Raw genomic sequence first — 17,743 nt, 5'->3', positions numbered from 1 at the left:
GGCATCCAATGTTCAAACGATCCGATCAAGACAAACGGCCGAGCGTGCAGATCTTTGTCGATGGCGCCGCCATCGAGGCGCGCGCCGGGGACACGGTTTCCGCGGCGCTGCTGGCCTCTGGCCGCGACGTGCGCCGCGCCACCGCAGTCAGCGGTGCGCCGCGATTGCCCTATTGCATGATGGGCGTCTGTTTCGACTGCCTCGTCACCATCGATGGCGTCGGCAACCGCCAGGGCTGCCTGGTGCCGGTCAGTGAAGGCACGCAGATCGAAATCCAGAAGGGCAAGAGGGAGATCGGCCGATGACCACGACGCCGCGTCTAGACAATTATGACGTCGTGGTGATTGGAGCGGGCCCCGCGGGGCTTGCCGCGGCCGCGACGGCGGCCGGGGCCGGCCTGTCGACACTGCTGCTCGACGAGAATCCGGGCCCCGGAGGCCAGGTCTGGCGCAGCATCGCGTCGACGCCGGTGATGGCGCCCGAGCAACTGGGCGCCGACTATTGGGCAGGTGCCGATCTCGTCGCGGAACTGCAGTCGAGCGGTGCCGAGATTATTCACCGCGCGACGGTCTGGAGCCTCGATCGTCAGCTCGAGATCGGCGTCTCGGTCGGCGGCACGTCGTGCTTCATCAAGGCGCGGCGGGTGATTCTCGCGACCGGCGCGCTGGAGCGACCATTTCCAATTCCCGGCTGGACGCTGCCGGGCGTGATGACCGCGGGCGCCGCCCAGACGATGTTGAAATCGTCGGGCCTGGTGCCTGATGGCCCGACCGTGATCGCGGGCCAGGGGCCGCTGCTGTGGCTGCTGGCGGCCCAGATCCTGCGCCTCGGCGGCCGGATCGATCGCATTCTCGATACGACGGAGCGCAGGAACTACTTTGCGGCTCTGCCTCACGCCTTGGGATTCCTGATGTCGCCCTATTTCGCCAAGGGGCTTGCGATGATGCGCGAGGTGAAGGCGAAGGTCCCCGTCGTCACCGGCGTCAGCGAACTCGCCGCTTCCGGTGAGGGCCAGCTTGCCAGCGTGAGCTACGTTGCCGGCGGGCGGCGTGAGACCATTCCGGCGGAGCTGCTGCTGCTGCATCAGGGCGTCGTGCCGAACGTCAATCTGGCGATGGCGGCGGGGATCGAGCATCGCTGGGATGACCGCCAGCTCTGCTGGTCGCCGGTGCTCGATGCCGACGCCAACACGTCGGTCGAAGGCATCGCTATCGCGGGCGACGGCGCCGGCATCGGCGGCGCCACCGTTGCGGTGGCGCGTGGCCGCATCGCCGCGCGCGCCGCGGTCGAGGCGCTGGCGCCTGCCTCCGTTGCCAAACTCGCTGCCGACAATGTGCTCAAGACGGCGCTGGCCCAGGCCGAGCGCGGCCGCGCCTTTCTCGACGTGCTGTTCCGTCCGGCGCCGCAGTTCCGGATACCGTCGGCGGACACGATCGTCTGCCGCTGCGAGGAGGTGACGGCCAAGGACATTCTCGATGCCGTCGCCATCGGTGCGACCGGTCCGAACCAGCTCAAGGCCTATCGGCGCACCGGCATGGGCCCGTGCCAGGGGCGTCTCTGCGGTCTCACCGTCACCGAGCTGATGGCGCAGGCGCGCGGCAAGAGCCCGCAGGAGATCGGCTACTACCGGCTGCGCGCGCCGGTGAAACCGATCACCTTGGCGGAGCTCGCCGCCATGCCGCGGACCGAGGCCGACGTCAAAGCCGTGGTGCGCGGATGACGAAGCTTGCGGATGCCATCATCGTGGGTGGCGGCATCCACGGATGCTCGACCGCGCTTCACATGTGCCTGGCCGGCATGAAGCCGGTGCTGATCGAGAAGGACTATGCGGGACGCCACGCCTCCGGCGTCAACGCCGGCGGGGTCCGGCAACTCGCACGGCATGTCGCAGAGATTCCGCTGTCGATTCGCTCGATGGACATCTGGGAGCGGATCGCGCAGCTGGTCGACGACGATTGCAGCTTCGAGAGCCATGGCCAGGTGCTTGTCGCCGAGAACGCCGCGGAGCTGGAAACCTGCCGCGCGCGGGTCGCTGAGCTGAACGCGCTCGGCTTCACCCATGAGGAGCTGATCGACGCAACGGAGCTGCGGCGGCTGGTGCCCGCCGTGGCCGACAGCTGTCCCGGCGGCGTGGTCTCGCGGCGCGATGGCGCGGCCAATCCGGCGCAGACCACCACGGCGTTTCGGCGCAAGGCCGCGATGCTCGGAGCGACCGTGCGCGAGGGCATCGCGGCCAGCAATATCCGCCAGCATGACGGGCTCTGGCATGTCGATGTCGGCGCCGACAGCTACGCCGCGCCGGTGCTGGTCAACGCCGCCGGCGCGTGGGCCGGGCGGATCGCCGCCAGCCTCGGTGAGCCGGTTCCGGTCGAGACGGTGGCGCCGATGCTGATGATCACCTCGCGCGTGCCGCACTTCATTGATCCCGTCGTGATCCTGCGCGGCCGCAAGCTGTCGTTCAAGCAATTCGCCAATGGCACGGTGCTGATAGGTGGCGGCCATCTGGCAACACCGGATCAGGACCGCAACGAGACGGTGCTCGATTGGCACAGCCTCGCGGTGAGTGCGCGCACCGTGTTCGAGCTGTTTCCGGTGATGCGCGCCGCGACCATCATGCGCGCCTGGGCCGGCATCGAGGCGCGCACCAGGGACGAGCTGCCTGTGCTGGGACCAAGTGCCCGCCACAAGGGGCTCTATCACCAGTTCGGTTTTTCGCTGCATGGCTTTCAACTCGGACCCGCCGCCGGCGCCGTGATGGCCGAGTTGATCGCCAATGGCGGCACCCAGACCCGGATCGGCGATCTCGGCATCGAGCGCTTCCAGACTTCCCAACCCTGAAGACGAGGACATCATGACCATCACCCGCAGCATCCGCACGCCGATCATGCATCGCGCCGTCGAAGCCAACGGCTTCGTATTTGTCGGCGGCACCATCGCCGACGACACCAGCGTCGCGATGGGCGAGCAGACCCGCAACATCCTCGGTAAGATTTCGGGCTATCTGAAGCAGGCCGGAACGGACCCCTCGCGCATTGTCAGCGCCTCGATCTTCGTGACCGACCTGTCGAAGAAAAAGGAGATGGACGCGGTCTGGACCGAGTTCTTCGGCGACAATCTGCCGGCGCGGGCAACGGTCGGTGTGGCCGATCTCGGCGGCGGCGCGTTGATCGAGGTGGTGGTGACCGCGCTCAAGGGCTAAAGCATGATCCGGAAGAGTGCGTAGCGGTTTTCCGAACGGATCATGCTCAAACAAGAAGCATGATCCGGACGCGACGGGCCGCGTTAGCGCAAAGTGCATGGCGGTTTTCCCTCGCGACAAACGCGGAACGCGTTTGCGCGGAGATCATGCGCAGACAGGAGCCCAGGGCGCGATGAGAGGTCAATCTGAACTCATCGCGCCCTGGACCACGCCGTCCGCCGTCGGAGCTGCATAAATTTCCCGCGCGCTTGGTCACGGCCGCATAACGCGCCGTTGCGCTGAGGCTCATCAGGCCGGCGCGCACCAGTCCGAGAATGGCACGCCGCGAGTGGAACGGCCCGGTCTTGCGCGCGGCATATCCGCGCGGATAGAGCTGCAGGCGGCCGGCGAGAGCCTCATGCAACGCCACCTTCTGGGTGGCACTCGGGCGCCGGCGCCGTGCGGGCTTCTCTGCTTCCGCCAACATGCGCAGCTCGATGCGCGACGGTTTCCGTGGCGCGCCCCTCATTGTCAGTTCAAGCTCCGGTCGATCGGCGCGGCCCTGCAAGGGCGCGGCCCGGCTGGCGTCGCCATCGGCGACGACATGTGGCACATCATGGATTGCGCCGTTGCTCATTCTAGGGAGACAACCGCATTTCGAGCGGCAGCGGCATCTGACGAAAGTCAGGATCGGTCGTGACGAAAGTCATATTCGTTTGCGGCCGCTGCCGGCTTACGCCAGAGTGGGCGGTCGCTGAGCTGATGGGCAACGCATGATCGATCTGAGCGCGGATTTGCTTGCGGCCGCAGAAGCCGATGTCATCGGTCTCGCCGTCATCGCTGCCGACCGGCGCATGCAGCGGAAGATCGGGCGGCTGGTCGAATGGCTTCCCGCCATCGGCGTCGATTGCTGCGAGTGCATGCTGCTGGTCGGCATGGAAGCCGAGTTGGCGGCGCTGGCCGCGGGCCAGCGGGACATGATCGCGCTGGCCGGTGTGCGCGGCGCCTCTCCGGGGATCACGCAGCCGATAACGGCGGTGGTGCGATGGAATGGCGCGCAGTCACACTACTTCGTCATCGCCATGCCGGATTTCGCGGGCCGTCAGGTCGAAACGCTGCTCGGCAGCGAGCGCCGGGCGCGCCGGCTGATGGAGCAGCAGCTCGAGGCGGCGAGCGCCGAGGTGCGGTTTGCCTCGCTGGCGCGGACGCGACTTCGGTTGGCGCGCGATCTGCACGATACGCTGGTGCATTCGATCGTGGCGCTGCTGACCCAGATCCGGCTGATCAGGCACTATCTGTCGGCCGATCCCGCACGCGTGGCCGACAGTCTTGCGACCGCGGAAGACGCGGCGGCGAGCGGCCTTTCGCGCGCCCGCGAAGCCATCGATCGCCTGCGCACGCCCGACGATCTGAAGCTTGATCCCGATGTCGAGGGACTTCTGAGCGATTTCGCCGCTCGCAGCGGCGTCAGGGTCTCGATCCAGATCGACGAGCAGGCACGGCCCGGCTTGCGCGACTGCGGTCTGACCGTTCAACGCATACTCAGCGAGGCGCTGCGCAATGTTCAGGCACATGCGCAGGCGCGCCGCGTCTCCTTTCACGCCTTCGCCGAGCCGGCCGCGGTCGGCCGCAAGCTCGTCGTCGAGATCCGCGATGACGGCCGCGGCTTCGATCCCGCGGAGCCGACTCCAGGACATTTCGGATTGATTGGCATGGCCGAATTTGCTGAACTTGTCGGCGGAAGCTGCGCGGTGGAGAGCGCGCCCGGCCAGGGAACGCTGGTCCGAATCTCGCTCCCCGTGGCGGCGCCGCCGACAGCGTCTGCCGGCGTGCTGGCCGATTGATGTCGCGGCCCGCGCATTGAGAGCGTTTTTCGAGCAAAGTGGCTACCGGTTCGCGTAAAGTAAACGCGACCAACAAGAGGATAAGAGCATGATCCGACTCGATCGGATCACGCTTTGGAGCGAGAAGACCTTCGAGAGGATGACGGAAGCCCGTGAGCAGGATTGAGAAGGTACGGGTGCTGATCGCCGAGGATCAGACGCTGATCAGGGAAGGTATCGCGACACTGCTCGCCCAGCAGAACGACGATTTCGAGATCCTGCCTGGTGCTGCCGACGGCGAGCAGGCCATCGAATTCGCGCGGCGCTATCGGCCGGACGTCATCCTGATGGATTTGCAGATGCCGCGGGTCGACGGCATCGCCGCGACCCAGCGGATTCTCCGCGAACTGCCGCAGACCCATATCGTGGTGCTGACGACGTTCGAGACCAACGATCTGATCTTCGAGGCAGTCAGCGCAGGCGCCAAGGCGTATCTGTTGAAGGACGCCAGGATCGAGGAGATCGCGGGCACGATCCGCGCCGTGATCAACGGCCAGTCCGGGCTGTCGCCGAGTGTCGCCGCGCGCATCCTCGACGAGTTCAAGCGGCTGCGCGGCCCGCGCGTCTCGGCGAAGCTGCCGGTTCGCGACGGGCTGACGGCGCGGGAGAATGAAATTCTCACGCTGATCGTCGAGGGCAAGAGCAACACCGAGATCGGCGAGCGGCTGCATTTGGCCGAAGGAACCGTGAAGAACTATGTCAGCACCATTCTGGAGAAATGCCAGGTCAAGAACCGTACGGAACTGGCAATAAAGGCAATAACTTACTAGAAATAATTGCCTCAAGCGCACAACCACGCGGTTGATCCGGCTGAGATTGCTCGCCTTTCTCTGGGCCGCGCCCGTAAAATTGGCTATAGGATTGTTCCGGATTTGGTTTTTGACACCGCACGTCCGGATTGCGCGGCCATGAGTAGTAAGCAGGGAATGACCATGAAGGGTATCGAGCGCCAGACCACCGATGGACTGGCAAACGCTCCGGCGGCCGGCAACGGCGTGGATCCGGCGGCGCATGGCATGGCATGGCATGGCGGCGATCGATCAGGTCCGCGATCTGCTGTTCGGCGGCGCGCAACGCTCGCTCGAGACCAACCTCTCGGGTCTGCGCGAGGAGATGCAGGCGCAGCTCAAGCAGATGCAGGCGGACTTCACCAACGAGCTCACCGCCCTGCAGGCGAGGCTCTCCGACCTCGAGCGGGATACCGAGCAGAAGCGCCTCGACTCGCTGAAGGATGTCGGCGCGGCCATCACCCAGCTCGGCGCGGCGATCAGCGGATTGGGATCGGGCCGCTCGGGCACATAGCATGGCAGCTGCTGCCGGCCAGAACCGCGAGATCGAGCAGCTCAAGACATTGCTGTTTCAGCCCGAGGCGACGCGTCTGACGTCGCTGGAGGCCAATCTCGACTCGCTGCAGCGATATGTCGGCAACGCCGACCGCCTGGAGACGGCAACCGCCGGCATCCTAGTGGAGGCGCTGGAGCGCGCCGAGGTCAACCGGCCGCGCGAGCTCGCCAGCGCGATCGCGCCGGTCGTGGTCTCCGCGATCCGGAGCGAGATCAAGAATTCGCGCGAGCAGATGATCGAGGCGCTTTATCCGATCGTCGGCCGGCTGGTCAGTGCCGCGGTGGCGAATTCGTTCCGGGAACTGGTTGCCTCGCTCGAGCAGCGCATCAATGCATTGACCTCGGCCCAGCTGTGGGTGGGGCGCGTCAAGTCGCTGGTGACGGGGCGCCCGATCAGCGAATTCGTGCTCGCGGACAACCCGCCGCGCGTCAACCGCCTGCTGATCATCGAGCGTGGCAATGGCCGCCTGATCGCGGACTGGAAGCGCGACGCGACCGCCGACGAACGCGCCGACCTGCTCAGTGCGATGGTCGCGGCGATCCTGGAATTCTCGGTGCAGGCGCTCGCCGGCGAAGGCAATCTGCAGACGCTTGATTTCGGCGGGCGGCAGCTCGCGCTGCGCGCCTCGCCCCGCTTCATCCTGGCGGCGGAGTGCCTCGGGCCGCTGCGTCCCGCCGACAATGCCAGGATCAATTCGCTGTTCTTCGATGCGATCGAGCGCATCGACCGCGGCGCGGACTGCGATGGGCCGATGCTCGCCACGCTCGCCGCGTCGATCGAGACCGATGACGCCCCGCGCAGGATCGCGAGCCGGCGCGGCAAGGTCATCCTGATCGCCGTGCTCGCGGCTATCGCCGCGCTGCTGCTCTGGCTTGCGGTGACGTCGGTGACGCGCAGCCTGCTGGAGCGGCGGACCCATACGGCGCTGGAGCAGCTCGCCACCAAGCAGCCGTTGCTGGCCTCGTTTCCGCTTCGGCTCGACTTCGATCACGGCAGCCGTAGCGTGGCGGTCTCGGGTATTGAGCCGAGTCAGCTGGAGACCGCACCACTGCTCGACGTGCTCGCCGCTGCGGCGGCGCCGTACAAGATCGTCAACCGCATCGGCCTGGTGTCCGCACCGGAGCAGGTCGCGGCATCGCAGGCCGGCATCGCGGGCCTGCAGCAGGGTATGGTGCGCCTGCAGGCGAGCCTCGACCAGATGCGCGAGGCGATGAGCGCGCAGGCCCAGTCGGGCGACCAGAAACATGCGGCGCTCAGCGCGCAATATGACAAGCTCGGCGAGCAGTCTACGAAGCTGGGCGAGCAGGTTGCGAAGCTGCAGTCCGTCGCCGACGGACCGACGGCGCGGCTCGACCGGTTCATCGCCGCCTCCGCGATCTTCTTCGTCTACAATTCCGATGAATTCCTCGACAACGATCAGGCCGAGCAGCAGCTGCGCGAACTGGCCGGCGTGCTGGCGAACAACGATCTCAGGGTGCGCATCGTCGGCTATGCCGACCAGAGCGGCACGGAAGGCACCAACCGGACGCTGGGGCGCAAGCGGGCGGAGCAGGTGCAGCGCAGGCTGGCCGCGCTTGGCGTCGATCCGTCGCGGCTGATCCTGGTGTCGCGCGCCGCGACGATGCCGATCACTGACCGGCCCGACACCACCGCCGGCGGCAACCGCCGGGTGGCGTTCGAGACGGTCTATCGAGGCGAAGTGTCGCGCTGATGCTCACCGCAAAAGTCATGTTGCTCGGCGATATGGGGGTCGGCAAGACGTCGATCCTCTACCGGCTGATCTACAACCGGTTCGAGGGCCAGTACAAATCGACGCTGGGCGTCGAGATCCTGAGCCATGACGTGGTGCCGGCGGACGGCAGCGATCCGATGCGCCTCGTGCTGTGGGACACCGACGGCGATTTCGGCACGCAGATCTTCGACACCGTCTATGTCACCGGCGCATCCGCCGCCATCATCGTGTCCGACGTCACGCGGCCGCAGACGGTGAGCCGCATGGTCGAGCTGGTCCGCGGTTTCGAGGAGCGATTTCCGGGCCGGCCGTACCGGGCGCTGTTGAACAAGATCGACCTGCCGGAGGCCGCGGGAAGCGCCGGCGCGATCGGCGAGCTCGCGAAGTCGAGCGTCAAATCGGTCAGCGCGAAAACCGGCACAGGCATTGCGGAATGCTTTGTCGAACTCGCGCAGACCATTCGCCGCCGCCAGCTTTAGCTCAGGAAACTTCGGCGCAGGTTTGTGTCAGCCGCCTCGACTTCTCGGGGCTGGCGAATCGGGCCGGGGCGGCTGACTTCATCGCACGTGGGGCGTACGATGAAAGGCTCTCACGCGGCCGCTTGGCGAGCGGCACACTTTCCCCGCCAACTGCACCACGCGGTCCCGCACTCCGATAGTGACGATGGTCATCTTCCGCTCGGCCAATGGCCTGCCTATCGTCCGCTCCGTCACTGGAACCCGCCATGAGGCAAACGCTGTCTCGGGCGCACGGAGTGAGAGATCATGAGCATTTTTGGAAGCATCATGGGTGCAATCTTCGGCCATGGCGCCCAGGCTAAGACGGCTGGGACCGCCGCTGAGACCACAACGACGGCTGCGCCGGGTGCCTCGCCGGCAGCACCGTCAACGTCGGCTGCATCGGCAGCGCCCGCGGCGCAAACCGTCGACGTCGCGGCGATCGTCGACAAGGCCGCCGCGGCCACCGGCGAGAAGCTCGACTGGCGCAGCTCGATCGTCGATCTGATGAAGGCGCTCGGCCTCGACAGCAGCCTTGCAGCGCGCAAGGAGCTCGCGAAGGAGCTGCACTACACCGGCGATACCAACAACACCGCCACGATGAATGTCTGGCTGCATCAGCGGGTGATGGCCAAGCTCGCCGCCAATGGCGGCAAGCTGCCGGCCGACATCAAGACCTGACGAGCTGCCTTGAGCCGTGCGAGGCGCCAAAGCATGATCCGGAAAGTGCGTAGCGGTTTTCCGAAAAGATCATGCTCAAAGTAAGGAGCTAAAGCGCGACATCGCGCTTTAGTTTCCCGCACGGCTATGTGTATTGCGTGAGGAGCAGTTGCGATGACCTCATCTCATCTTGCCGCCATGGGCAGTCCTTGGACCGGCTTTGTCCGGCCCGTCGCGTCGATCGGCGCAGGACTTGGATTCGTCGCGCTGGCGCTCGGCATCATGATCGCCATCGCACGCGCCGATAGCGCCAGCGACGAGCCGCGGCCGACGAATGCAAATGTGCAGCGCGCCGCGCAGAACCTGCCGCCGGCGCGGGTCATCCTGCCGGCGCCATGGGAGCAGGCGGCTCCCGTGCAGCCGGTCGGAGCGCCAGCGAAGCCGGCAGACCGCAAATAATTTCCACGCCTTCGTTGCGGCCGGCGATCTTACGCATTGCGTAGCGATCGCTGCGAATGGCCCGCACGCCGCCCAGCTCTGGAGCCTCGCCATGCCAGAACAGGTCAAGCTGCCCCGAAAATTGTCGCAGGAGCCTGGTGGTCCGTCGACGCTACGGCCGAGCCACCGGCGGGTCATCGAGGAACTCGACCGCTGGGCCAACAGCCCCGGCCTGCAGCCGCCGAGCGATGGAGAGAAGCAGGACGACGATACGCGCTGAGGCGAGAACGGCACGGCCACGGACCCGCCTCACCGAGCCCGCCAAACTCCGCACTGCGATCAGAGCCGCCGGGCCGTCGCGACCAGTGCGGTCGAGGGAATCGCGAAGATGTCACCGACCCGTCCGCGCTCGATCTCGCTCCGGAAGGCGCGCGCGACCGCGGCGCTCTGGTCCGCGTCGAGCCCGCTCCAATGCGGCATGAATTCGAACAGCTTGTCGACATCGCCGGGATTGCCGACATTGAGCTTGAAGTCGTGGGTGATCTCGGCGACCGCCGGAACGGAGAAGCCGGCGGCGATGACTGCCGCAGCGAGGCGGCCGGGATCGGCGAGCTCGGCGAGGCCCGTGCAGGGCATCGGCGTGACGTTGTCGGGATAGAGCCGCCGGATGATCTGCGCGAGCAAGAGATGCACCGCGGCGCCGTCGGCGCTTTTCCAGACCGCAATCGCGGCCGTCCCGCCTGATCGCGTCACGCGCGCCATCTCGCGCAAGCCGGCGCGCCAGTTGGGAAACAGCATCACGCCGAACACCGACACCGCCGCATCGAATGTAGCATCCGGCAGGTCGAGCGCCTGGCCGTCCATCTGCCGCGCCTCGATGTTCGCGACATCATGCGCACGGACCCGCGCCACCATGCCGGCGGAGAAGTCGATCGCGGTGACGTCTGCGCCGGTGCGGGCGGCGGCAAGCGCTGCCGCACCGGTGCCGGTGGCGACGTCGAGCACTTTGGATGACCGGCCGATCGGGAGTGTTGCGACCGCGGCGTCGGCGAAGTGCGTCGTGAACGGCTGCGACTGCGCCTCGTAGGTGGCAACCATCTTGTCCCAGTGCGCGGGATCGTTGAACGGCAGAGGTTTCGCCTGCTCACTTGACTGCATGGATCTGGTCCTCAAGGCTCTGTTTGTGCTTGGCGAGCCGGCGCTTGAAATCCTTGGCGAGGGCATCGAGCGTCACCGCGCCGAGCCGCTTCAGGAAGATCGCCTCGACCTCGCGAAACGTACCTGTGAGCGCGTCGTTGACCGCCTGTTCGACCAGGCACCCGGGATTTTCCGAGCGATGGCCCATCGCAACGATCGTAGGCGCGCCGACCGCGCGATAGATGTCCGCGAGCGTGATGTCGGCGGGATCGCGCGCGAGCGTCCAGCCGCCGCCATGGCCCTTCTCCGAACGGACCAGCCCCTTCTCGCGCAGGCCCGCCATCACGCGGCGTACGACCACCGGGTTGGTGGCCATCGCCTGGGCAAGTTGCTCCGACGTGACCGGTTCGCCCGCTCCGATCATGTGGAGCAGGCCGTGCAGCACACCAGACAAACGGCTGTCGCGTATCATGTAACTTCATATGTTACATGATGGGCCGGACGTCAAGAGGGCGCATGGCGGGCGCATCATCGCTCCTGGTCGCCCTCTTACCTCCCCTTGAAAAGGGGAGGTCGCTTCGCTCGGCAGAGCAAAGCGGGTGGGGATCCGCTCTCTCCGCTTGCAGCGTCGTCTGCGGCTGACCCCCATCCCGACCTTCCCCCTTTCAGGGCAGGGCTGTCCGGGGAATGATTCACTGTGTCGCGGTGCATGCTCGGCAAAACCGAGGCAAATCGGTCTTTTCTGGTTGTCGAGACACAGAAGGCCGAGCATGCGATTTCGCGATAGCATTTTTAGTAGGCTGCTTGAACCGATCAATCGGCGGCAGTTTCAGACGGCTGTGGATCGTCTGGACGGGGATGCCTACGACAAGTCGTTCAAGAGCTGGGATCACCTGGTAGCGCTGATCTATGCGCAGTTGAGCGGGAACAACAGCCTGCGCGCCGTGGTGACCGGCTTCAACGCCAATCCTCAGCATCACTATCATCTGGGCACCGGCAGGTTGTCCCGCTCGACGCTGTCGGATGCCAATACCCGCCGCCCGTCCAGCATTTTTGCGCAAACCTTTGCACGATTGTCGGCGATGGCAAGCCGGCAGTTGCGGGGCGAAGGCAAGGAGATGGTGCGCCTGATCGACGCCAGTCCGATCCCGCTTGGCAAAGTTTGCACCTGGGCGGTGTGGAACGGCCGCATCCGCGGCATGAAGCTGCACGTGGTCTACGATCCCAAGGGCGATATCCCGAAGTGCGTCGAGGTGACGGCTGCCAACGTCAACGATATCGAGATCGGTCGCCAGACTCCGATCCAGGCCGGCACAACCTACGTGTTCGACAAGGGATATTGCCGTTTCGACTGGTGGCAGAAGATCAATGATAGCAAGGCTTTCTTCGTGACCCGGCCGAAGACGAGCATCCGGCTACGCGCGGTCAGGCATCGCACCATCCGCAACAGCAAGGGGGACGGCTTCAGGATCATCGTCGACGACGAGGTGAAGCTCACCAGTAAGGGCGACTCGCGTTTGCCGATACCGCTGCGGCGCATCAAGGTCAGGCGGGAGAACGGCGGCGTGATCACGCTTCTCACCAACGATACGACCCGAACGGCCGTCGAGATCGCCGCCCTCTACAAGAGCCGGTGGCAGATCGAACTGCTGTTCCGCTGGATCAAGCAGCACCTCGACATCCGCAAGTTCCTCGGCACCAACGACAATGCAATCCGCCTGCAAGTGCTTGCTGCGATGATTGCCTACCTACTGTTGCGCATTGCCGCGCGGACCAACTGCATCAAAATGCTGCCGCTCAGGCTCGCCGAACTCGTCAGCCAGTTCCTGTTCACCCGGCGAGCCTTCGCCAGCATCGACAAGCCTCCGCCAATCAACCCTAGCCGCCGCAAATGCAGAACGCCCCTCAACCAGATGGAACTCTGCTATGGTTGAATTTCCCCGGACAGCCCTGCTTTCAGGGGGAAGGAGAAGAGATCAGGGCCTGCACCCGGGTCATGATTCTTCAATCGGGATATTCGTGCCGGATTTGGCGGCGCCGCCCGTTTAATCCCTATCGGGATTGCGAAGGCGAGGGCGGTATCGTGGGCAGTGTGGCGGTTGATCGGATGTTGCTGGATGCGGTGGAGCATTATGGCGCGGGCCGCGCGACGGAGGCCGGCACGCTGTGCGGCGACATCCTGACTGCCGATCCCGACCATGTTCCGGCGCTGCATCTGTCCGCCGTCATCGCCTTCGTGACCGATCGTGCTGCGGAGGGCGCGGTGCTGCTGAACCGGGTGTTCAGCCTCGATCCGCATCATGGGCCGGCATTCGCCACGCTCGGCGATGCGCTCGCGGTGAAGGGCGAGCACGAGGGCGCGGCGGCGGCGTTCCAGCGCGGCGTGACGCTGCGGCCGAAGGATGCCGGCCTGCACATCAAGCTCGGCGTTGCGCTGTGCGATCTGTCGCGCTTCGACGAGGCCGAGACGGCGTTCCGCCGCGCCATCGCGCTCGATCCCGGCCTGACGCGGGCGAAGTTCAACCTCGCCGTTGCGCTGGCCGGGCAGCGGCGGCCGGTCGAGGCGGAGCAGGCCTATAGCGAGGTGATCGCGCGGGACCCGGCCTATCGCGGCGTCTGGCTCAATCTCGGCAATGTGTTGACCGATCAGAACAAGCTCGGCGACGCCGCCACCGCCTATCGCCGCGGGCTTGGCACGGATCCCGACAATGCCGGGCTGCATTGCGGTCTCGGCGGCGCGCTCTACCGCCAGGGCCTGCTCGACGACGCGATCGTGCAATTTCGCCGCGCGACGGCGCTCGATCCGGAAAACCTCACGCCGCAGCGTCTGCTGGCGATGGTGCTGCACGAAGCGGGCGAGCGCGAGGAGGCACTCCGCATCTATCGGAAGGTCTCGGCCCGCGACCCGTCCGACCACGTCATCCTCAACAATCTCGGCGCCTGCCTCTTCGAGCTTGGGCAGGTCGACGACGCCATCGCCTGCGCCGAGCTCGCGCTGGCGCTCAAGCCGGACTATGCGGCTGCGCACACCAATCTCGGGATCATCTTCGAGGCGCAGAATCTGGTCGAGGCGGCGGTCGCAGCACATCGGCGCGCCATCGAGCTCGAGCCCAATTACGCCAAGGGCCATGCCAATCTCGCGGTCGCGCTGCGCAATGCCGGCGACATCGATGCCGCACTGGTGGCCTCGCGCAAGGCCATCGCGCTCGATCCCGATCAGCCGCTCGCGCATTACAACCACGCGCATTTCCTCTTGATGAACGGCGAGTTCGAGGAGGGTTTTGAAGAGTACCAGTGGCGCCGCAAGACCAAGATGCTCAGTGACGGCGATCCCGTGTTCGACGAGCCGGAATGGCAGGGTGAGCCGCTCGCCGGGCGCACGCTGCTGCTGTTTGCCGAATACGGGCTCGGCGACGCCATCAATTTCGTCCGCTATGTGCCGATGCTGGCGGGCAGAGGCGGCCGGATCATCCTGCAGGTGCAGCCGGCGCTGGTCTCACTGCTGCGGCCGATGCTGCCCGATGTCGCGGTGTTCGCCCGCGGCGAGTCATTGCCGCCGTTCGATCTACAGCTGCCGCTGCTGAGCCTGCCGCGGATCTTCCGCACCACCGTCGATACGATTCCCGCTGACGTGTCCTATCTGCAGGCGGATGCCGTCAAGCTGGCGCGCTGGCGCGCGGCGCTCGCCGGCGGACGCCGTGCTGCCGCGGCTGGTTACTCCTGGTGTCCAGCTCTACAGCCTGCAGAAGGAACCGCGGCCGGACGATGCACCGGTGCTGCGGCGTCTCGGTTCCGATATCGTCGACCTCGCGCCGACGCTCGGCGATTTTGCCGACACCGCAGCAGCCGTCAGCGCGCTCGATCTCGTGATCGCCGTCGATACGTCGGTGGCGCATCTTGCCGGCGCGCTCGGCCGCCCGGTCTGGCTGCTGTGCCCCTATGCGCTCGACTGGCGCTGGCTGCGCGACCGCGCCGACACGCCGTGGTATCCGACCATGCGGCTGTTCCGCCAGGACCGACCGCAGGCCTGGGACCGCGTGCTGTCGCGGATGTCCGACGAGCTTGCGCGGGTCGTGGCCGGTGATCGCGCGCTGCTGTTGCCGCCTGTGCAGCGGGGATAATCAGCCAGCGGCGCCGATGGGCGGGCGGATCGTCTGTTGCTTGCTGTTACGCCGCCGAGAGTCGGATCTGGAACTTGCTGCCAGTCGCCTTGGCAAATCGTAGCAGCGTCTTGGTGCTCGGCAGCGTTTGGCCGCTTTCGAGGCGAGCGACGGTCGACTGACTGGTGCCCATCCGGGCGGCAAGTTCGGATTGCGACAGTCCTGCGCGCTGGCGCGCTCTCACCAGTTCTGCGGCGATCTCGAATTCGGGTGCAAGCGCGTCGTATTCGACCTTGACCTTGGGATTGGCCAGCAGGCGCGCCTTGAGCTTTTCGAACGGAATGGTCATGCAATTCCCTTTGCTCGCCGCAACGCCAACTCGATCTCCGCTGGTGGCGTCTTCTGAGATTTCTTGACGAACGCGCGCACGACTACGACCCGGCGACCGGTGGCCGTCACATAGAGTGCCCGCGCAATTCCATCGCGCCCTTTCAGCCGCAACTCCCAAAGCTTCCCTACCAGGTGCTTGACATGCGGTTCTCCCAAGCTTTCCAGCGCCGGCGGCAACAATACGCTCGGAGAGGCGGAGGAAGCGCGCCTGCATGTCGACCGGCAACGCCGCGATCTCGGCTGCGACGGCCTCATTGAGGATTTCGACGCGCCAGGACACCAGATAAATATCTCATTTTTGAGATAGCGTAAAGCAGCGCCGCACTGATGCGTCGGCCATCACACCGCGCTCATTCCCTGCGCGCCGCCGAGCAGCTTGACGTTGAGCCGGCCGCCGTCGAACAGCATTTCGTTCAGCGCTCCGTCGATGTCTTCAGCAGTGACATCCCGGCCGCCGCCGCGTGCGATGCTCGCCTGGGCGATGCGGCGCATCAGCTCCTTGATGAAGGCGGCGCTGACGCTTGCCGTGCGTGCCACTGCCTGGTCGATGATGGCCTCGTCGAGCGGCAGGCCCTTGCCGTAGAGCCGGATCAACTTGCCGCGCCCGGTCTCGTCGGGCAGCGGCACCTCGATCGCCTGATCGATGCGGCCGGGCCGGCCGGCCAGCGCGCTCTCCAGCTCTTCGGGCCGGTTGGTGGTCAGCACGAACAGGATATCGCAATCCTCCTTCAGGCCGTCCATCTCGTTGAGCAGCTTGTTCAGCAGGGATTCCTCGCACGGTCCGCCCATGTCCTCGCGGTCGCGCGCGATCAGGTCGACATCCTCGATCACGACCATGGTCGGCTGCAGCAGCCGCGCAAGGCTCATATAGGCACCGAGCAGCCCGACCTGCTCGGCAGTGATGATCAGCGTGGTGTGGCCGGGCAGGTTGGTGGCGAGATAGCGAATGGTGTGGGTCTTGCCGGTGCCGGGCGGGCCGTACAGCAGAATGCCCTTGCGGGTCGACTGGCCGAGCCCGCGCAGCAGATCGCGGCTTTCGACGAAGCCGAGCACGTTGCGGTCGAGCAGCCGCAGCGTCCGGTCCGGCAGGACCGCGTCATCGCGAGCAACCGTCGGCAAGCGATGCACGGTCAAGCCACGCGAACGTCCGCGATAATTGGCGCCATCCTCCAACGACAGGATCTTGCCGCGATAGGATCGCGCCGCATGCACGGCCATTTCCAGCTCGGCGAAGGTGCGCTGCACGAAAGCATTGCCGGCCGCGCCGGCGGGCACCGCAAGCTCGATCCGCAGTGACGGCGCGTGGTTGTATTCGCGATGGAATGTCAGCAGCACCGCGTAGCGCAGCTCGCCGGTGCGGCACAGCCACAGTCCATTGGCGAGGCACTTCACGGGCTCGGCCTCGCCGATGTCGACGTCGTGATATTGCGGCGGCGCGATCGCCGGTGCATTGCGGCCGGCCTTCATCAGCGCCGCGAAGTCGAGGGTCTCGTAGCGATATTCCTCATGGATGCCGAAGAAGTGGATCGGATCGGTGAGCAGCTTGTCAATCGCGACCTGAACGTCGGCGCGCATGTGACCCGGAAACTGTCGCGCCCGCGTCACGATCAGGTTGCGCGGCACGTCGGCGAAATGCCAGTCAAGCGCAACGTAAGCGGATCGAAACGTTTCGCCTGGCAATTCTTCCGAGCTGCGGCGTGCGGCGAGCAGACAATCGCTGCACAGCGAGGCGGTCGCACCGGTCATACCGGCGAGAAAAATCTCCGTCACGGCCCGCGGGGCTTCGCAGAGATCGCACGGCCGGCTGGCGTCAGCGGATTCGGAGGTGATCATCAATGGCTGGCCGTTGGAGCGGATCAGCCACTTCGCCGAGTTGAATATTGCCCGTGCCACCGGTGCCGGATAAGGGCCGCACGGAATAGCACCTTTGGCTTCGATCAAGGCAGCCGCCGCGACGGCTTCCTGCTGGGATTTTCCGAACACCGTTCGCAACAAATCCTGCACGAATTCCAGCGGGGTTTCATCGTCGTCGTGGATGAAAAGCTGCACCGGTCCGTCGTCGGCAAAAACATCGTGCATGAGACCCCGCAACGCAATGGAACGCGAAGAACAAAGTAAGAACATCATAGAGGCCTTTGCGCGTCAAGCGAAAGATTGTCCTACCTCAGCCCTGGCGTGTGGCGAGCACCGATTGGCCCGCTCAGCGCGGAACGCGCTGCAGAGCGTAAACGCACTTCAACGCTTGTGACGATCGTGTTGCGGCAAATGCCAAGACAAATGCCAAGAGATGGCCGCTGCAACGGCAAACTTCCGACACATCATCGGGGCGAAAAGGAGTAATCCGACATGATGCGAGCGCGAGGCAGATTCTCTCGAGGAATCTT

General features: G+C 65.6%; 19 protein-coding genes and 1 pseudogene. 14 read left to right on the top strand and 6 right to left on the bottom strand.

The annotated features are described in order from the left end of the window. Positions 1–8: 8 nt before the first annotated feature. Genes HAP54_RS09430 through HAP54_RS09415 form a run of 4 tightly spaced genes read left to right on the top strand, consistent with a single transcriptional unit; the run spans position 9 to position 3,199 of the window. Positions 9–305: a (2Fe-2S)-binding protein gene (locus HAP54_RS09430; protein ID WP_166299525.1), complete on the top strand. Its 297-nt coding sequence runs from the start codon at positions 9–11 to the stop codon at positions 303–305. Beyond that, complete coding sequence (locus HAP54_RS09425; RefSeq protein WP_166299523.1) at positions 302–1,720, top strand: NAD(P)/FAD-dependent oxidoreductase; 1,419 nt, start codon at positions 302–304, stop codon at positions 1,718–1,720. The genes HAP54_RS09430 and HAP54_RS09425 overlap by 4 nt, the downstream gene beginning before the upstream one ends. Next, entirely contained in the window at positions 1,717–2,838 is a 1,122-nt protein-coding gene (locus HAP54_RS09420; protein ID WP_166299521.1) for an NAD(P)/FAD-dependent oxidoreductase, read from the top strand. Before HAP54_RS09425 ends, HAP54_RS09420 begins: the two co-directional genes overlap by 4 nt. A 13-nt stretch (positions 2,839–2,851) precedes the next feature. Continuing rightward, positions 2,852–3,199 carry a RidA family protein gene (locus tag HAP54_RS09415; RefSeq protein WP_166299519.1) on the top strand — a complete coding sequence of 116 codons (348 nt, stop codon included), beginning with the start codon at positions 2,852–2,854 and terminating at the stop codon, positions 3,197–3,199. Positions 3,200–3,245: 46 nt separating this feature from the next. Here the strand turns inward: HAP54_RS09415 and HAP54_RS09410 are convergent, their stop codons facing one another. Continuing rightward, positions 3,246–3,815 (bottom strand): hypothetical protein, encoded by a 570-nt coding sequence (locus tag HAP54_RS09410; RefSeq protein ID WP_224741312.1) that lies wholly within the window; start codon positions 3,813–3,815, stop codon positions 3,246–3,248. Positions 3,816–3,951: 136 nt separating this feature from the next. On the opposite strand from HAP54_RS09410, the gene HAP54_RS09405 reads away from it, so the two are divergent. The 8 genes from HAP54_RS09405 to HAP54_RS09370 all read left to right on the top strand — a co-directional run bounded on the left by HAP54_RS09405 (position 3,952) and on the right by HAP54_RS09370 (position 10,012). Beyond that, positions 3,952–5,022 carry a sensor histidine kinase gene (locus HAP54_RS09405; protein WP_166299517.1) on the top strand — a complete coding sequence of 357 codons (1,071 nt, stop codon included), beginning with the start codon at positions 3,952–3,954 and terminating at the stop codon, positions 5,020–5,022. Between the two features lie 152 nt (positions 5,023–5,174). Continuing rightward, positions 5,175–5,831, top strand: coding sequence for a response regulator transcription factor (locus HAP54_RS09400; RefSeq protein ID WP_029083136.1), 657 nt, complete (start codon positions 5,175–5,177; stop codon positions 5,829–5,831). A gap of 190 nt (positions 5,832–6,021) precedes the next feature. After that, positions 6,022–6,363: a hypothetical protein gene (locus tag HAP54_RS09395; protein ID WP_224741313.1), complete on the top strand. Its 342-nt coding sequence runs from the start codon at positions 6,022–6,024 to the stop codon at positions 6,361–6,363. 1 nt (position 6,364) lies between these two features. Then, complete coding sequence (locus HAP54_RS09390; RefSeq protein WP_166299515.1) at positions 6,365–8,116, top strand: OmpA family protein; 1,752 nt, start codon at positions 6,365–6,367, stop codon at positions 8,114–8,116. Next, positions 8,116–8,616 carry a Rab family GTPase gene (locus HAP54_RS09385; RefSeq protein WP_166299513.1) on the top strand — a complete coding sequence of 167 codons (501 nt, stop codon included), beginning with the start codon at positions 8,116–8,118 and terminating at the stop codon, positions 8,614–8,616. Before HAP54_RS09390 ends, HAP54_RS09385 begins: the two co-directional genes overlap by 1 nt. 285 nt (positions 8,617–8,901) lie before the next feature. Beyond that, on the top strand, positions 8,902–9,315 hold the full coding sequence (locus tag HAP54_RS09380; protein WP_166299511.1) for a DUF3597 domain-containing protein: 414 nt from the start codon (positions 8,902–8,904) through the stop codon (positions 9,313–9,315). 153 nt (positions 9,316–9,468) lie between these two features. Further along, the gene (locus HAP54_RS09375) at positions 9,469–9,753 is read left to right on the top strand and encodes a hypothetical protein (RefSeq protein WP_166299509.1); all 285 of its coding nucleotides are present in this window, start codon (positions 9,469–9,471) and stop codon (positions 9,751–9,753) included. A gap of 91 nt (positions 9,754–9,844) precedes the next feature. Continuing rightward, positions 9,845–10,012, top strand: coding sequence for a hypothetical protein (locus HAP54_RS09370; RefSeq protein WP_166299507.1), 168 nt, complete (start codon positions 9,845–9,847; stop codon positions 10,010–10,012). 59 nt (positions 10,013–10,071) lie between these two features. Here the strand turns inward: HAP54_RS09370 and HAP54_RS09365 are convergent, their stop codons facing one another. Both HAP54_RS09365 and HAP54_RS09360 read right to left on the bottom strand, forming a co-directional pair. Continuing rightward, the gene (locus HAP54_RS09365) at positions 10,072–10,890 is read right to left on the bottom strand and encodes a class I SAM-dependent methyltransferase (protein ID WP_166299505.1); all 819 of its coding nucleotides are present in this window, start codon (positions 10,888–10,890) and stop codon (positions 10,072–10,074) included. After that, entirely contained in the window at positions 10,877–11,341 is a 465-nt protein-coding gene (locus tag HAP54_RS09360) for an Rrf2 family transcriptional regulator (RefSeq protein WP_166299503.1), read from the bottom strand. Before HAP54_RS09360 ends, HAP54_RS09365 begins: the two co-directional genes overlap by 14 nt. A gap of 298 nt (positions 11,342–11,639) precedes the next feature. On the opposite strand from HAP54_RS09360, the gene HAP54_RS09355 reads away from it, so the two are divergent. Both HAP54_RS09355 and HAP54_RS09350 read left to right on the top strand, forming a co-directional pair. Next, positions 11,640–12,803 (top strand): IS4 family transposase, encoded by a 1,164-nt coding sequence (locus tag HAP54_RS09355; protein ID WP_166298459.1) that lies wholly within the window; start codon positions 11,640–11,642, stop codon positions 12,801–12,803. Between the two features lie 173 nt (positions 12,804–12,976). Next, positions 12,977–14,990, top strand: a pseudogene (locus HAP54_RS09350) (tetratricopeptide repeat protein). Positions 14,991–15,036: 46 nt separating this feature from the next. Here the strand turns inward: HAP54_RS09350 and HAP54_RS09345 are convergent. The 3 genes from HAP54_RS09345 to HAP54_RS09335 all read right to left on the bottom strand — a co-directional run bounded on the left by HAP54_RS09345 (position 15,037) and on the right by HAP54_RS09335 (position 17,438). Next, positions 15,037–15,318, bottom strand: a complete 282-nt coding sequence (locus HAP54_RS09345; protein WP_166299501.1) for a helix-turn-helix domain-containing protein — start codon at positions 15,316–15,318, stop codon at positions 15,037–15,039. After that, positions 15,315–15,614: a type II toxin-antitoxin system RelE/ParE family toxin gene (locus tag HAP54_RS09340; protein ID WP_312022743.1), complete on the bottom strand. Its 300-nt coding sequence runs from the start codon at positions 15,612–15,614 to the stop codon at positions 15,315–15,317. Before HAP54_RS09340 ends, HAP54_RS09345 begins: the two co-directional genes overlap by 4 nt. An 84-nt stretch (positions 15,615–15,698) precedes the next feature. Next, a complete protein-coding gene (locus HAP54_RS09335; RefSeq protein WP_166299499.1) occupies positions 15,699–17,438 on the bottom strand; it encodes an ATP-dependent Clp protease adaptor ClpS in 1,740 nt (579 codons plus the stop codon). Positions 17,439–17,743 lie beyond the last annotated feature (305 nt).

Source organism: Bradyrhizobium sp. 2S1 (assembly GCF_011516625.5).
In the GTDB taxonomy this organism is placed as follows: Bacteria; Pseudomonadota; Alphaproteobacteria; order Rhizobiales; family Xanthobacteraceae; genus Bradyrhizobium; species Bradyrhizobium septentrionale.
Note: the sequence above shows the minus strand (reverse complement) of the source record. Positions and strands in the feature narration are given on the sequence as shown.

Coding starts and splice junctions, on each gene's coding strand:
- HAP54_RS09380 (WP_166299511.1), top strand. CDS start 8,902: ATGAGCATTTTTGGAAGCATCATGGGTGCAATCTTCGGCCATGGCGCC.
- HAP54_RS09340 (WP_312022743.1), bottom strand. CDS start 15,614: ATGAGGCCGTCGCAGCCGAGATCGCGGCGTTGCCGGTCGACATGCAGG.
- HAP54_RS09345 (WP_166299501.1), bottom strand. CDS start 15,318: ATGACCATTCCGTTCGAAAAGCTCAAGGCGCGCCTGCTGGCCAATCCC.
- HAP54_RS09335 (WP_166299499.1), bottom strand. CDS start 17,438: ATGCACGATGTTTTTGCCGACGACGGACCGGTGCAGCTTTTCATCCAC.
- HAP54_RS09425 (WP_166299523.1), top strand. CDS start 302: ATGACCACGACGCCGCGTCTAGACAATTATGACGTCGTGGTGATTGGA.
- HAP54_RS09355 (WP_166298459.1), top strand. CDS start 11,640: ATGCGATTTCGCGATAGCATTTTTAGTAGGCTGCTTGAACCGATCAAT.
- HAP54_RS09360 (WP_166299503.1), bottom strand. CDS start 11,341: ATGATACGCGACAGCCGTTTGTCTGGTGTGCTGCACGGCCTGCTCCAC.
- HAP54_RS09430 (WP_166299525.1), top strand. CDS start 9: ATGTTCAAACGATCCGATCAAGACAAACGGCCGAGCGTGCAGATCTTT.
- HAP54_RS09385 (WP_166299513.1), top strand. CDS start 8,116: ATGCTCACCGCAAAAGTCATGTTGCTCGGCGATATGGGGGTCGGCAAG.
- HAP54_RS09365 (WP_166299505.1), bottom strand. CDS start 10,890: ATGCAGTCAAGTGAGCAGGCGAAACCTCTGCCGTTCAACGATCCCGCG.
- HAP54_RS09390 (WP_166299515.1), top strand. CDS start 6,365: ATGGCAGCTGCTGCCGGCCAGAACCGCGAGATCGAGCAGCTCAAGACA.
- HAP54_RS09410 (WP_224741312.1), bottom strand. CDS start 3,815: ATGAGCAACGGCGCAATCCATGATGTGCCACATGTCGTCGCCGATGGC.
- HAP54_RS09375 (WP_166299509.1), top strand. CDS start 9,469: ATGACCTCATCTCATCTTGCCGCCATGGGCAGTCCTTGGACCGGCTTT.
- HAP54_RS09395 (WP_224741313.1), top strand. CDS start 6,022: ATGGACTGGCAAACGCTCCGGCGGCCGGCAACGGCGTGGATCCGGCGG.
- HAP54_RS09415 (WP_166299519.1), top strand. CDS start 2,852: ATGACCATCACCCGCAGCATCCGCACGCCGATCATGCATCGCGCCGTC.
- HAP54_RS09405 (WP_166299517.1), top strand. CDS start 3,952: ATGATCGATCTGAGCGCGGATTTGCTTGCGGCCGCAGAAGCCGATGTC.
- HAP54_RS09420 (WP_166299521.1), top strand. CDS start 1,717: ATGACGAAGCTTGCGGATGCCATCATCGTGGGTGGCGGCATCCACGGA.
- HAP54_RS09370 (WP_166299507.1), top strand. CDS start 9,845: ATGCCAGAACAGGTCAAGCTGCCCCGAAAATTGTCGCAGGAGCCTGGT.